General features: G+C 68.6%; 14 protein-coding genes. 10 read left to right on the forward strand and 4 right to left on the reverse strand.

All coding sequences use genetic code 11. The annotated features are described in order from the left end of the window. The first annotated feature begins 6 nt into the window (after window positions 1-6). The 10 genes from ndk (at window position 7) to rsmI (ending at window position 7,639) form a co-directional block, all read left to right on the forward strand. Entirely contained in the window at window positions 7-450 is a 444-nt protein-coding gene (gene ndk / locus BO221_RS45530) for a nucleoside-diphosphate kinase (protein WP_047857487.1), read from the forward strand. A gap of 174 nt (window positions 451-624) precedes the next feature. Further along, entirely contained in the window at window positions 625-1,785 is a 1,161-nt protein-coding gene (gene rlmN / locus BO221_RS45535; RefSeq protein WP_369866138.1) for a 23S rRNA (adenine(2503)-C(2))-methyltransferase RlmN, read from the forward strand. A gap of 88 nt (window positions 1,786-1,873) precedes the next feature. Continuing rightward, window positions 1,874-2,137, forward strand: coding sequence for a 30S ribosomal protein S16 (gene rpsP, locus BO221_RS45540; protein ID WP_047857489.1), 264 nt, complete (start codon window positions 1,874-1,876; stop codon window positions 2,135-2,137). 25 nt (window positions 2,138-2,162) lie between these two features. Next, window positions 2,163-2,450 (forward strand): KH domain-containing protein, encoded by a 288-nt coding sequence (locus BO221_RS45545; RefSeq protein ID WP_073567192.1) that lies wholly within the window; start codon window positions 2,163-2,165, stop codon window positions 2,448-2,450. Then, on the forward strand, window positions 2,447-3,007 hold the full coding sequence (rimM, locus tag BO221_RS45550; RefSeq protein ID WP_073567193.1) for a ribosome maturation factor RimM: 561 nt from the start codon (window positions 2,447-2,449) through the stop codon (window positions 3,005-3,007). Before BO221_RS45545 ends, rimM begins: the two co-directional genes overlap by 4 nt. Continuing rightward, complete coding sequence (gene trmD, locus BO221_RS45555) at window positions 3,007-3,741, forward strand: tRNA (guanosine(37)-N1)-methyltransferase TrmD (RefSeq protein ID WP_073567194.1); 735 nt, start codon at window positions 3,007-3,009, stop codon at window positions 3,739-3,741. The genes rimM and trmD overlap by 1 nt, the downstream gene beginning before the upstream one ends. 123 nt (window positions 3,742-3,864) lie before the next feature. Next, window positions 3,865-4,266 (forward strand): 50S ribosomal protein L19, encoded by a 402-nt coding sequence (gene rplS / locus BO221_RS45560; RefSeq protein ID WP_073567195.1) that lies wholly within the window; start codon window positions 3,865-3,867, stop codon window positions 4,264-4,266. 111 nt (window positions 4,267-4,377) lie between these two features. Then, on the forward strand, window positions 4,378-6,363 hold the full coding sequence (locus BO221_RS45565) for an ATP-binding protein (protein WP_073567196.1): 1,986 nt from the start codon (window positions 4,378-4,380) through the stop codon (window positions 6,361-6,363). Between the two features lie 55 nt (window positions 6,364-6,418). Then, window positions 6,419-6,799: a YraN family protein gene (locus tag BO221_RS45570; protein ID WP_073567197.1), complete on the forward strand. Its 381-nt coding sequence runs from the start codon at window positions 6,419-6,421 to the stop codon at window positions 6,797-6,799. 9 nt (window positions 6,800-6,808) lie between these two features. Continuing rightward, complete coding sequence (rsmI, locus tag BO221_RS45575) at window positions 6,809-7,639, forward strand: 16S rRNA (cytidine(1402)-2'-O)-methyltransferase (RefSeq protein ID WP_073567198.1); 831 nt, start codon at window positions 6,809-6,811, stop codon at window positions 7,637-7,639. A 181-nt stretch (window positions 7,640-7,820) separates the two neighbouring features. Here rsmI and BO221_RS45580 read toward each other — a convergent pair whose 3' ends face one another. From BO221_RS45580 to BO221_RS45595, 4 genes are all read right to left on the reverse strand, one after another. Then, complete coding sequence (locus tag BO221_RS45580) at window positions 7,821-9,122, reverse strand: hypothetical protein (RefSeq protein ID WP_073567199.1); 1,302 nt, start codon at window positions 9,120-9,122, stop codon at window positions 7,821-7,823. 141 nt (window positions 9,123-9,263) lie between these two features. Continuing rightward, entirely contained in the window at window positions 9,264-10,283 is a 1,020-nt protein-coding gene (locus BO221_RS45585) for a M23 family metallopeptidase (protein WP_233166557.1), read from the reverse strand. A 137-nt stretch (window positions 10,284-10,420) separates the two neighbouring features. Beyond that, entirely contained in the window at window positions 10,421-11,839 is a 1,419-nt protein-coding gene (locus tag BO221_RS45590; protein WP_073567201.1) for a sigma-54 dependent transcriptional regulator, read from the reverse strand. Window positions 11,840-11,866: 27 nt separating this feature from the next. Further along, complete coding sequence (locus BO221_RS45595) at window positions 11,867-12,724, reverse strand: family 1 encapsulin nanocompartment shell protein (protein WP_073567202.1); 858 nt, start codon at window positions 12,722-12,724, stop codon at window positions 11,867-11,869. Window positions 12,725-12,736 lie beyond the last annotated feature (12 nt).

The following is a 12,736-nucleotide window of genomic DNA, read 5'->3' on the forward strand; positions in this document are numbered from 1 at the left end:
TCAACCATGGCCATCGAGCGTACGCTGTCCATCATCAAGCCCGACGGGCTCCAGAAGGGCGTCATTGGCAAGGTCATCTCCCGCTTCGAGGAGAAGGGCCTGAAGCCCGTTGCCATCCGCCTGCAGCACCTGTCCCAGGCCCAGGCCGAGGGGTTCTACGCCGTCCACAAGGCGCGCCCCTTCTTCAAGGACCTGGTCAACTTCATGATCTCCGGCCCCGTGGTGCTGATGGTGCTGGAGGGTGAGAACGCCGTCCTGGCCAACCGCGATATCATGGGCGCCACCAACCCGGCCAACGCCGCCCCGGGCACCATCCGCCGCGACTTCGCCACCAGCATCGACCAGAACACGGTGCACGGCTCGGACAGCCTGGAGAACGCGAAGAACGAGATCGCGTACTTCTTCCGCGAGACCGAGATCGCCCCCTACGAGTACACCAGCAAGAAGTAGCTGGGAGGGCCTCGCGCCCGGGACACGGCCCGGCCCCCGCGCTCCTCCGCGGGGACCGGGCCGCCGTCTTTTCGGCCTTCGCCGCGGAGCAGGGGAGGGAACGGGCCCTCCTTTGACTCCGAGTCCTATCTTGTGGGAAGTCACGTCCACACTCCCCCCGTTGGAATCATGATGATGCAGCCCGAGCCCACCCCTCCCAACGCCGACCTCACGGCCACTCCCGTGCCCGAGCAGGCCCCCGCGCCCGCGAAGCTCACGGAGGTCTCCAGCCTCACGCTGGAGGGGCTTACCCGCTTCCTCACCGAGGAGCTGGGCGAGCGCGCGTTCCGGGCCGGCCAGCTGTACCGGTGGATGCACCAGCGCGGTGCCACCTCGTTCGAGGAGATGACGGACCTCTCCAAGGCCCTGCGCGAGAAGCTGAAGACGCGCGCGGAGATCGTCCCCCTCGTGAAGGACGCCGAGCAGCGCTCGGTGGATGGCACCATCAAGTACCGTTGGAAGACGCGGGACGGCCGCTACATCGAGTCCGTCTACATGCCCTCCGAGGACCGCAAGACGCTCTGCGTGTCCACCCAGGTGGGCTGCGCCATGGCGTGCACCTTCTGCATGACGGGTACGCTCGGCCTCAAGCGGAACCTCACCCCGGGGGAGATCGTCGCCCAGGTGCATGCGGTGAACCGCGAGGTGCGCAAGCTGGAGAAGCTGGAGACCTACCGCCCGCTCTCCAATCTGGTCTTCATGGGCATGGGCGAGCCCCTGCACAACTTTGAGAACCTGAAGACGGCGCTCAAAATCCTCCAGTCGGTGGAGGGGCCCAATTTCAGCCACCGCCACATCACTGTCTCCACGGTGGGCCTGGTGCCGATGATCGAGCGCTTCGGCCAGGAGACGGACGTGAAGCTCGCCATCTCGCTCAACGCGAGCACCGACGAGCAGCGCTCCAAGACGATGCCCGTCAACCGCAAGTGGAACATCGCGGCGCTGCTCGACGCCTGCCGCAAGTTCCCCCTGCGCCAGGGCCGCCGCATCACCTTCGAGTACGTCCTCCTGCGGGACTTCAACGACAGCGACGAGGACGCCTTCCGCCTCATCGAGCTGCTCGAGGACATCCCCGCCAAGGTCAACCTCATCCCCTACAACGAGAACCCCGGGCTCGGCTTCAAGACGACCATGGACGAGCGGGCCGAGCGCTTCCGGGAGCTCCTCACCAACGGGCACGTGGCCGCCTTCATCCGGCAGAACCGGGGCCGCGATATCGCCGGTGCTTGTGGCCAGCTGGCCAACCGGGGCGGCGAAAATGCGTCGGAATCGACGCAAAACCCCGAGCTTCCTTGACAATCCGCTTGTGGCGGCGCTAAGAGCGCCCCCCTCCAAGCTGATCACCTTCTTGTCTCACCTTCAGTTTTCACCTGGAGCATCAGAAATGGCCGTTGTCCTCCGTCTTGCCCGCGCGGGCGCCAAGAAGAAGCCGTACTACCACGTGGTGGCCACCGACTCCCGTAACCCCCGGGATGGCAAGTTCCTCGAGGCCGTGGGTTCCTACGATCCCAACCACAAGCCCGCCAAGGTGGAGTTCGCCGCTGAGCGTCTGGAGTACTGGCTGAAGGCCGGCGCGGTGCCCTCCGAGACCGTGGGCGAGCTCATCAAGCGCCACAAGCGCGCCGCCCCCGCCGCCAAGCCCGCTTAGTCTCCTCGCAGGCCGAGCGGACAGCGTGGAGCAGCTCATCATCTATCTCGCGCGGGCCCTGGTCGATCAACCTGACCAGGTGAGCCTGCGCGCGTCCGACGTGGACGGGGCCCGGCTCTATGAGCTGAAGGTCGCCCCCGAGGACGTGGGCAAGGTCATCGGCCGGGACGGTCGCACCGTAGGTGCCCTCCGGACGTTGGTGGGTGCCGCGGCCCAGAAGCAGGGCCAGAAGGTCCGCCTGGAGATCCAGGACGACCGGCGCCAACCCCAGGCCGCGACCCCCGCGCCCGCCACACCCCCTGAAGGCCAGTGACGCTCAAACCCCATCTCGAACTGGGCTATGTGGCCCGCGCCCATGGTCTCCAGGGAGAGGTGGCCGTCCGCACCTTCGACCCGGCGTCCGAGACGCTCGACCATGTCGAGCGCGTACTCGTACGTCCGCGCACCGGCGCCGAGCGCGTCCTGCGCATCGTCTCCGTGCGGCCCACGCCCAAGGAGATGCTGGTGGTCTTCGAGGGCGTGAAGGGCCGCGACGCCTCCGAGGCGCTGGTGGGTGCCACCGTGCTCGCCTTCCGGGAGGACCTCGAGCCTCCCGCCGAGGACGAGTACTTCCAGGGTGACCTGGTGGGGCTCACCGCCGTGGACGAGTCCGGCAAGGTACTCGGCCGCGTGGAGGAACTCTGGGAGACCGGCGAGGTGCCCAACCTCGTCATCCGCGCCGAGGGCAGGGAAGAGCTGGTGGTGCCCTTCGTCGACGACTTCGTCTCCACCGTGGACATCCCGGGCGGCCGGCTCGTGGTGAAGCCTCCGGAGTACCTGGAGGCGGGTGGGGAGGAGCCGGAGGGCGGGTCAGAAGGGGGCGAGGGCTGATGTACCCCGTGGAGGTGGTGACGCTCTTTCCGGACAGTGTCTCGGGCTATCTGGGCTCGAGCATCCTCGGGAAGGCCCAGGAGAAGGGGCTGCTCGGCGTCACCGTCACGCACATCCGTGACTACGCCGAGGGAAAGCACCGCGTCACCGACGACACGCCCTACGGGGGTGGTGCCGGCATGGTGATGAAGCCGGAGCCGCTGGTGGCCGCCATCGAGGCCGCCCGGGCCCGTGCCCCCGCCGGGGCGAAGGTGCTGTTGATGAGCCCTCGGGGCCCTGTCTTCACCCAGGCGCGGGCGCGCGAACTGGCGAAGGAGCCCGGGCTGATCCTCGTCTGCGGCCGCTACGAGGGCGTGGACGAGCGCGTCATGCCGTTCCTGGACGGGGAGGTGTCCCTGGGGGACTTCATCCTCACCGGGGGCGAGGTGGCCGCCCTGGCCGTGGTGGATGCCGTGGCCCGGCTGCTGCCCGGGGTACTGGGCAACGAGGTCTCCAGCGTCACGGAGAGCTTCGAGGAGGGCGTTTTGGAGCACCCCCACTACACCCGGCCGCCCGTCTTCCGCGGGGCCGAGGTGCCCGCCGCCCTCCAATCCGGAGATCACGCGCGGATCGCCCGCTGGCGCCGCTGGAAGGCCCTGCAGCTCACCCGGGAACGGCGCCCGGACCTGTATGCCCGCCTGGAGTTCAACAAGGCGGATTTGAAGTTGTTGTCCAAGAAAGAGGAGGAGCTGTAGCCCCTCCAACGGTTCCTGGGCCATTGGTCGGTGTTCTGCGGGCTTGTCCGACCCCCGGCTCTCTGGTAGTACGGCCCGCTCTCAGTTTTCGTACCCCGAGTCTGAGCTTTTCTGGAGTCAGTCATGCGTCGCAGCGCGATCGAGTACGTGGAGGCCAAGAACCTCCGTAAGGACGTCACCCAGTTCCGTACCGGTGACTCGGTTCGAGTTCACTGGAAGGTCAAGGAAGGCGACAAGGAGCGCGTGCAGGCGTTCGAGGGTGTCGTCATCCGCAAGAAGAAGGGCCACAACCGCGCCACCTTCACCGTCCGCAAGGTTTCCTTCGGCGTGGGCGTGGAGCGCATCTTCCCGGTGCACAGCCCGCGCTACGAGAAGATCGAGGTCCTCACCCGCGGCAACGTGAACCGCAACCGCCTCTTCTACCTCCGCGCCCTCAAGGGCAAGGCCTCCCGCGTGGAGAGCCAGGAGGACGCGGAGATGCGCCGCGCCGCCGCCAGCCACGCCGCCAAGGCGAACGCCAGCTAGGCATCAGCCGCTCGCATCCTCGCCAGCCCCCTGGGGCCGGTGCTTTTCGGGGAGCGTCCTTTCGAGGACGCTCCCTTTTTTCATGCCCAGGCGCGCTAGAATGGGCGGCGCATGCACTTCGTCGAGGTCGCCGTCCAGAACGTCCGGGGATTCTCTCCGGCGGGCCGTTTCGCCCTGAAGACCGGGTATCTGGTCCTCAAGCCCCCCACGCCGGAGCTGAGCCCGCTGGCGGGGTTGTCGCTCGCGCTGCTCTACGCGGATGGCCGGGGCGGTGATGCCGCGCTCGCCGCTTCCACGCAGAAGGCGGCCAAGGCCGCGCTCACGCTGGTGGGGCAGGACTCCCTCACCTACCGCGTGTTGCGCGAGCTCGGCGGTGGAGGCTCGCTGCACCGGCTCAACCCCGCCACGAAGCAGCCGGAGCTGGTGACGCAGGACACCGCCGAGGCGAACCAGTTCCTCCGCGGCCAGGTGGGCCTGCCGCCGCGCACCACCTTCGAGCAGCTCTTCTGCCTCCAGGCGGCGCAACTGCCCTCGCGCCGTCCCCGCGGCGCGGGCCGTCCGGCCTCCACGTCGGGCCTGCGGGCGCACTCGTCCACGGGCATGCCCGCGATGCGCTCGCCGACCTCGCCGGGCATGGCGCACTCCTCTCCCGGCATGGCGCACTCCTCTCCCGGCATGTCCATCTCGTCTCCGGGCGTGATGCCCGCCTCGGACATCCCCGCCGCCGAGGCGAAGGTGCGCGAGCTCGAGAAGGAGCTCGTGCTGTGCAGGGAGGTGGACAACCTCCAGTTCGAGGTGGATGGGCTCAACTCCCAGGTCTTCGATCTCGAGTCGAAGCTGCGCGGCACCGATGGTCTCAAGGAGAAGGTGCGCGAGGCGGAGGCGGCCTGGAACGCCGAGCCCACGCCCGAGTCGTTCGGCCTGCCGCAGGACATCGTGGCCCGCGCGGAGCGCTACCCGCGGACGCTCGCGCGCCGTGACGAGGCCCTGGCGCGCCTGCAGTCCGAGCGCGAGGTCGCCGAGGAGGAGGCGCAGCGGCTGCCGGAGGTCGAGCCGATCGTGCGCAACCGCAATTTCTTGATCGCCGTGGCCGTGGGCGTGGCGTTCTTCGTCGCCGGCCTGCTCACCGACGGCCTGGGCCGGTACCTGGCGCTGCTGGACATCCCGGCCTTCGGTTTCGCCGCGGTGCTCGCCATCCGCTACGTGGACGAGCTGCAGGACAAGGATCGGTTGAGCCGCCGCGGCGAGATGTTCGTCGCGCGCGAGAAGAAGATCCTCGAGGAGTTCGAGGCCGAGGCCGGCCCGGTGCGCAAGGCCCTGGAAGTGTTCGACGTGGACACGCCCAAGGAGATCCCGCTGCGTCTGCAGCGCCGCGAGCAGCTCGGCGCCGAGGTGGCCCAGCTGCGCGCCCAGCTCGTGACGGTGGAGAAGCACCCGGAGTTCCAGGAGGCGGCCCACCAGCTGCCGGTGCTCCGCAAGCAGATCGAGCTGCTCAACGCGCAGATCTCCGAGAAGGGTGCCTTCGTGCGCGACCTGCGCGAGGTGGAGCGGGAGCTGGCCCGTCTCAAGGAGTCCATCGCGCTCGCGCGCAACCCGCAGATGGCCGGCATGGGTATGTCCGCCGTTGATATGGCCGGTGGCGGAATGATGGAGCCCCTGGAGGATCCGGGGCCCCTGGTGCTCGGACTGGCGGGGGATCTGCTGGCCACGGACGTGGCCGCGGTGATCGGCATGATGCGCGAGCGGTGCGTGCAGTACTTCAGCGCGCTCACGGAGCGCCGCTACGTCGGCGTGGAGTGGGACCGGGATGGGCGGACGATGGTGGTGACCTCCTCGGGCAAGCGCATGCCGGTGGGTGAGCTGCCTCCGCGCGAGGTGGACCTCTTCTTCCTGAGCCTCCGGTTGACGGTGGTAGAGAAGGTGAGCGCCCGGGTGAAGCTGCCGCTGCTCGTGGAGGACGCGCTGGTGGGTCTCGACGAGTCCCGGCTGCCGCTGATCGGGCGGATGCTCAAGCACCTGGGCACGCTGACGCAGGTGCTGCATGTGAGCCCGCATCCCGGACTGGCGCAGTTGTCGGACGGGCCTGTCAATCTGTAGGCGCGCCGTGGTGGCGAGTGGGGCTCCCAGAGGTGGGGGCCCGGGAGGGGTGGGGATGGAACGGGCAGGGGTGGTGGATCGGAAGGGGTATGGGGACGAGGGCGAGGAGGTGGCGGTGCGTTTCCTGGAGGCTCGGGGCTACCGGGTGCGCGCGCGCAATTTTTCCTGCCGCTACGGGGAGCTGGACGTGGTGGCCGAGCACGGGGACACTTTGTGTTTCGTGGAGGTGCGGATGCGCTCCACGGCGGTGTGGGGAGATCCTTCCCACACGGTGTCCTTCGCCAAGCAGCGCAAGGTGGTGAAGGCCGCGCTGCATTACCTCCTGGCCCATCGGCTGCGGGACAGGATGATCCGTTTCGATGTCATCTCGGTGGTGGGCCGTGGCGAGCACGCCACGGTGGAGCACCTGCCGGGCGCCTTCGACGCGGGGATGTGAGGAACGGATATGGCTGGGACGCTCTACCTGGTGGCCACGCCCATCGGGAACCTGGGGGACATCTCCACGCGCGCCCTGGAGACGCTGCGGGCGGTGTCCTTCGTGGCATGCGAGGACACGCGGCACTCGCGCGTGCTGTTGGACCACTTCGGCATCTCCGCGGACACGGTGAGCCTGCCGGCCTTCGCCGAGGGCCAGCGCGCCGGCCGCATCCTGGAGCGGATCGAGGCCGGAGAGGACTGCGCGCTGGTGACGGACGCGGGCAGCCCGGGGATCAGCGATCCCGGGGAGAAGCTGGTGGCCGAGGCCATCGAGCGCGGGGTGAAGGTGGTGCCCGTGCCGGGTCCCACGGCGCTGGTGGCGGCTCTGAGCGCCTCGGGGCTGCCCACCGGGCGCTTCCACTTCCTGGGCTTCCTGCCGCGCAAGGGGCCGGAGCGCCAGGCCATGCTGGAGGAGGTAGCGCCGCTGTCGGCCACGGTGGGGATCTACGAGTCCCCGCGCCGGCTGGCCGAGACGCTGACGGACCTGAAGGACGCGTTGGGGGACCGGCGCGCGGTGGTGGCGCGGGAGCTGACCAAGGTGCACGAGGAGTTCGTGCGCGGCACGCTGTCGGAGCTGGCCGGGCGTTACGCGGCCGAGGAGCCCCGGGGCGAGGTGGTGGTGTTGGTGGAGGGGCGTACCGGAGAGCGGCGCTGGTCCGAGGAGGAGTTGCAGCGAGCGCTGGAGGAGGGGCTCGGGAGAGGGGAGAAGCTCAAGGCGCTCAGCACCGAGCTGGCCCGCCGCGCCGGTTGGTCCGGGCAGGACGTGTACCGGCTGGGGCTCGGGCTCAAGAAGCGGTGAATCCCATCAAGTGAAACCACTCCTCACCACCATCCCCTCTCCCTTCGGGAGAGGGTCAGGGTGAGGGTATCGGGGCCTGTTCTTCAACCCGTGGCACCCGATGTGGACAGGGGGTTCAACCCGGGATCCGAGATACCCTCACCCCGTCCCTCTCCCGAGGGGAGAGGGGAAATGGGCTCCCCTAGAACCGCAGGGTGGCGGTGACGTCCAGGCGGAAGTCCTTGCTCTCGGTGGCGAGGAAGCGCCGCGAGACGAAGTCCGTGCGGTAGTCGAAGTTGGGGTTCAGCTCCGCCGGGTTCCCCGTGATGTCCACCGAACCGTTGCCGTCCAGGTCCTTGCCGATCTTCTCGTCGGTCAGCACGTGGTCCGTGTTGTACAGGAACATGCCCGAGCCCCGGACGGACAGGAAGTCGGAGATCTGGGCCGTCAGGGCGAACTGGCCACCGACCTGCATGTAGTCCCCGGTGGCGAGCAGCTTGCGCAGAGCGCCGCTCATCTCGTTGTAGTAACGGCCCTTGGACACGTAGTTGCTGATGGCGCGCAGGTCCAGCTTGAACTTGCGCGTGGGCTGATCGAGCACCTGGAACTCGGAGCCGAACATCACGCCGGCGATGTGTGGCGCCTGGATGCCCGTCTCCTTGCGATTCCAGTCAGCGGTGCCGCAGTTCTGCGGGTGGCCGAGGTTCTGCGGCTCCACGTTGCGGTTGTCGCAGTTGGACCAGGCACCCGGGCCGCGCACGGGGATGGTGTAGTGCATCCGGAAGTACGGCTCCGCCAGGCCGATCTGCCGCGAGAGCGCCGTGGAGATCGTGTACTTGTGCACCCGGTCCCCGACGTCACCGCGCTGCTCCTTGGACGTCACGAAGCTCGGGTCGAGCAGCTTCGCCGTGGGGGCCTCGTAGTCCAGCGCCACCGTCCACGTGGGCTTCGTCTCGTCCTTGAGCTGGTTGAAGATGGCCCACGCGAACCCGAAGCGCGCGTTGCCCAAGCGGGTCAGGCCACCGCGGAACGTCTCCAGGTACCCGTTATCGGGCACGTTGAAGAGCGGCTCGCGCGTCGTGAGCGAGCAGGGCACACCCGAGCCCCCGCAGTTGTTGCGCACGAAGTTGTTGGTGATGGTGGAGTTGCCCGAGTTCCGACCCTCCACGAACGACCAGGACTCGTCCTGGAGGAGCACGAGGGGCAGCCCGAACGACAGCTCCACGTCCTGGGCGATACCGAAGGCCACGTCCAGGTTCAGGCGCGTGTCGTAATTCCTGTACCAGAGCTCGCCCTCGTACTGACGCGTCCCGCCCGTGCTTTCGGGCAGGACCTCGCGGACGATCTTCGTGCGCCGCTGCGAGTGCGCGAAGCCCGCGTCGATGAACATCCCGAATGGATCCTCGTCCTCGAAGGACGAAGCGACGCGAGTGACATCCGCCGCGGTGGCGACGAACGGCACACCCAGCGTCAGCGCGGCGACTACGGCGCGAAGCCTGGACATCCGACCTCCGGAACCACTTCCTCGGGGGTCGGGGCGAGGGGGCCGCTGGGACCACCCGTGCCGTCTAACCCCCGGGAAACGTTGAGAAATTGTCCGGGGACGCTAGCCGTCGCAAGCGGGGGTGTCAAGAAACGGATGGCTTCATCCGCCGGCTACGGTGGTGCCGAGCAGCCCATCCTGCCGGCGCACCTCGGCCTCGAAGGCCGCGCGCTGGCTCGCCGCGAGCGAACGCCGGTAGGTGCGGTGGCTCTCGTAGGGATCCAGCACGCGCTCGTTGGCGGCCTCGAGCTGGTAGTGCAGGTGGGGCGCGAAGGAGCGGCCACTGTTGCCGCTGCGGCCCAGCATGGTGCCCACGTTGAAGCGGTCTCCCACCTTGAGCGAGCGCGGCAGCTCGTCCATGTGCAGGAAGAGCGCGCGGCGGTTCTTGCCGCCAATCTCCTCCAGCTCGATGCAGTTGCCGTTGAAGCGGAAGCTCCAGTTCTTGCGGCGGACGATGCCCGTGAAGGGCGCCTTCACCGGAGTGCCCACGGGCGTCTTGAAGTCCACGCCCTTGTGCCGGCGGCCATCGCGCAGCAGCGACGTCACCTGCTCGTAGTCCTCCAGGGGCGAGTTCTCCAGGCGCAGCTCCAGCTCCTCGCCGCTGGGCAGGTAGTAGCGGGGGTTCCTGTCACCCTCGGGCTGGAAGCGGTAGGCGCGGTGCGTCTGGCCCGTCTTGTTGCTGGTGAAGCGCACCGCGTACACGAGGGGCTCCTCGCCGGGGCGCACCTGGTAGAGGACGTCGAGCGTGTCCCCACGCCGCAGATCTCCCGGCACATCCACCCACCACACGAGCGTGCGCGTCACCACCTGGGCGAGCGCGGGGCCCACCTCGGGGCCGGCGGCGGCGGTGACGGCCGTCTCCATGGGCCCGTCGATGCGGATGGTGGCGCGCGACAGCCCGGCGGCCGCGAGCGGATCCGCGGGAGCCGCCGCGACGGGAGCCGCGGCCACGGGTGCGGCGGAGGCCGCGGAAGGGGCGGTGGCGGAGGGCGGGGTGGCAGGGGAGGAGCCCGCGACGGCGAGCTGCTGCTCGGTCGTGGCGGGGGGCGTCTCCGAGGCGAGCCGTTGCTTCCACCACCACACGCCTCCGGCGCTCAGACCCAGCAGCAAGGAGACGACCATCACCGGACCGACAGGGCTTTTCTTCGGCTGAGGTCCGAGGGTGGGAAGAGGCGGCCGCATTCAGGCTCCCAGGGGGAAAGGGGTTGTGGCCGGGTCCGAACCGATGGTTTCGCGGCGATATTTCGCCGTCCCGGTCACTACTCGTCGATGGATTCATCCCGCCCGTCGGACGGGGTGGTGTCGCGCAGGCCGAATTCCTTCATCTTCGTCTGGAGGGACTTGCGGCTGATCTGCAGCAGCTTGGCTGCTCGCGTGACGTTGCCACCCGTCTCCTCCAGGGCCTTGGTGATGAGGTCCTTCTCCAGCTCGGCCGCCTTCATGCGGACGATGTCCTTGAGGCCACCCTCACCGGTGGAGGCCTCCAGGGGAGCGGCCGAGAGGGCGGGCGCTGGCGTGCCCGAGCCCTGGCGGACCGGATCCGGGAGATCCTTCGCGGTGATGGTGGGCCCGTCGGCGAAGAGCAACACGCGCTCGATGAGGTTCTCCAGCTCGCGGATGTTGCCGGGCCAGTTGTAGGCCTGCAGCAGCGCCATGGCGTCGTCGGAGATGCTCTCGATCTTCTTGTTGAGCTTGCGGTTGTACTTCTCCACGAAGTGCCCGGCGAGCATGGGGATGTCCGCGCGGCGCTCACGCAGGGGCGGTAGCACGATGGGCACCACCGCCAGCCGGTAATACAGATCCTTGCGGAAGCGCCCGGTCTCGATCTCCGCCTGCAGGTCGCGGTTGGTGGCGGCGATGAGACGCACGTCCACGCGCGTCGTCTTGATGCCGCCTACGCGCTCGAACTCGCCCTCCTGCAGCGCGCGCAGCAGCTTCACCTGCATCTCGACGGGGATCTCTCCAATCTCGTCGAGGAAGAGGGTGCCGCCGTCGGCCAGCTCGAAGCGGCCGGGCTTGGAAGTGACGGCGCCGGTGAAGGCCCCGCGCTCGTAGCCGAAGAGCTCGGACTCGAGGAGGTTGTGGGGGATGGCGGCGCAGTTGATCTTGATGAACGGCTTGTCGCGGCGGCTGGAGGCGCCGTGCAGGGCCGATGCGACGAGCTCCTTGCCGGTGCCGCTCTCGCCATTGATGAGGACGGTGGAGGGGGTGTCCGCCACCTTGTCGATGATCTTGAAGACCTCTTGCAGCTGTGGCGACTCGCCGATGATGGCGGCGCGGGCCTTGGCGTCGGCGCGCACCGAGCGCTGGGCGACATCGTGCGCCTTGGCCGCCTTGGCGATGACGGCCGAGAGCTCCGACTGATCGAAGGGCTTGGTGACGTAGTCGAAGGCACCGGCCTTGATGGCCTCGACGGCGGAGTCCACGGTGCCGTGCGCGGTGATGATGATGACGGGCACGTCGGGGTTGGCGGCGTTGACGGCGCGCAACACCTCCATGCCACCGGCCTTGGGCATGACGAGGTCCGTCACCACGATGTCCGCGCCATTCTTGTTGAACTCGGCGAGTCCCTGCTCGCCGTCGGCCGCGACGGTGACGTCGAAGCCGTCACGGCGCAGCATGGCGGCGAGCACCTTGCGGAGGTTCGCCTCGTCGTCGATGACCAGGATCTTCGCCATGGGGGGCTGGCGGGGGGCTCCGCCGGACTAACCGCGGTTCGGCGTGGATTCCAGGGTGCAGATGGAGTCGGGGTGCTTGATGCGGAGGATGAGCGACTCCAGCACCCGGAAGGGATGGTTCATCCGCGAGGCGCCCAGGTAGGCGGCCACCATGTCCATGGCCACCGCCAGGTCCATGTTCTCGCGGCCGGTGGACACCACCACGCCCGAGTCGCCGCGCAGCCGGTTGGACTGGAAGACGCCGTCGGAGGCGAGCTGACGGATGGTCTCGATCTCCAGCACGCCCGTCTTCTCGAAGATGCGGTGCAGCATGGAGTAGAGGCGGGGCGAGAGGACGACGGCGTAGGGGCCGTAGTGGCCGGACTCGTTGAGCCGGCGGGTGGCCTCGACGATGGCCAGGTAGCCGGTGCCGGGGGTGGTCCAGTCGCCGAGCGGCACGGTGAGGCGGCCGGTGGCGTTCATCAGCCCCTCGTGGCCGAGCTTGGGGTCCCCGTAGAAGATGAGCTCGTCTTCCTGCTGGGCGCAGAGGGCGGCGGCGCCGGCGGCGGCGGAGACGTCCAGGGGCATGTTGTGCAGGCGCGCGGCCTCGATGTCGCGCCAGTGCAGCAGGAAGTCCTTGTAGATGATGGGGATCGTCTTGAACTTGCGCGCGTCGGTGAAGACGGAGGCCGTCTCCTGCTCGCCGACGATGTCCACCGCGCCCGGGCTCACGCCGGTGTACTCGTCATGGGGGACGGTCTGCACGCCGGCACCCAGCGGGCCGTAGATATCCAGGATGCGGCGGCCGACGAGCGACCGGCGGGCGACCTGGATGACGGTCTCGTTGAGGCGAGCCCACTCGTCCTCGCGCAGCGGGTTCTCGGCATGTCCAAGGAAATCAGGCATGGGACGCTCCAG

This window comes from Archangium sp. Cb G35 (genome assembly GCF_001896145.1).
GTDB classification, from domain to species: domain Bacteria; phylum Myxococcota; class Myxococcia; order Myxococcales; family Myxococcaceae; genus Archangium; species Archangium violaceum.

Bases quoted from the DNA above. Each gene is read 5' to 3' on its own strand.
- rlmN (WP_369866138.1), top strand. From the start codon at position 625: ATGCAGCCCGAGCCCACCCCTCCCAACGCCGACCTCACGGCCACTCCC.
- rpsP (WP_047857489.1), top strand. From the start codon at position 1,874: ATGGCCGTTGTCCTCCGTCTTGCCCGCGCGGGCGCCAAGAAGAAGCCG.
- rplS (WP_073567195.1), top strand. From the start codon at position 3,865: ATGCGTCGCAGCGCGATCGAGTACGTGGAGGCCAAGAACCTCCGTAAG.
- BO221_RS45595 (WP_073567202.1), bottom strand. From the start codon at position 12,724: ATGCCTGATTTCCTTGGACATGCCGAGAACCCGCTGCGCGAGGACGAG.
- rsmI (WP_073567198.1), top strand. From the start codon at position 6,809: ATGGCTGGGACGCTCTACCTGGTGGCCACGCCCATCGGGAACCTGGGG.
- trmD (WP_073567194.1), top strand. From the start codon at position 3,007: ATGTACCCCGTGGAGGTGGTGACGCTCTTTCCGGACAGTGTCTCGGGC.
- BO221_RS45585 (WP_233166557.1), bottom strand. From the start codon at position 10,283: ATGGTCGTCTCCTTGCTGCTGGGTCTGAGCGCCGGAGGCGTGTGGTGG.
- BO221_RS45590 (WP_073567201.1), bottom strand. From the start codon at position 11,839: ATGGCGAAGATCCTGGTCATCGACGACGAGGCGAACCTCCGCAAGGTG.
- ndk (WP_047857487.1), top strand. From the start codon at position 7: ATGGCCATCGAGCGTACGCTGTCCATCATCAAGCCCGACGGGCTCCAG.
- BO221_RS45580 (WP_073567199.1), bottom strand. From the start codon at position 9,122: ATGTCCAGGCTTCGCGCCGTAGTCGCCGCGCTGACGCTGGGTGTGCCG.
- BO221_RS45565 (WP_073567196.1), top strand. From the start codon at position 4,378: ATGCACTTCGTCGAGGTCGCCGTCCAGAACGTCCGGGGATTCTCTCCG.
- BO221_RS45570 (WP_073567197.1), top strand. From the start codon at position 6,419: ATGGAACGGGCAGGGGTGGTGGATCGGAAGGGGTATGGGGACGAGGGC.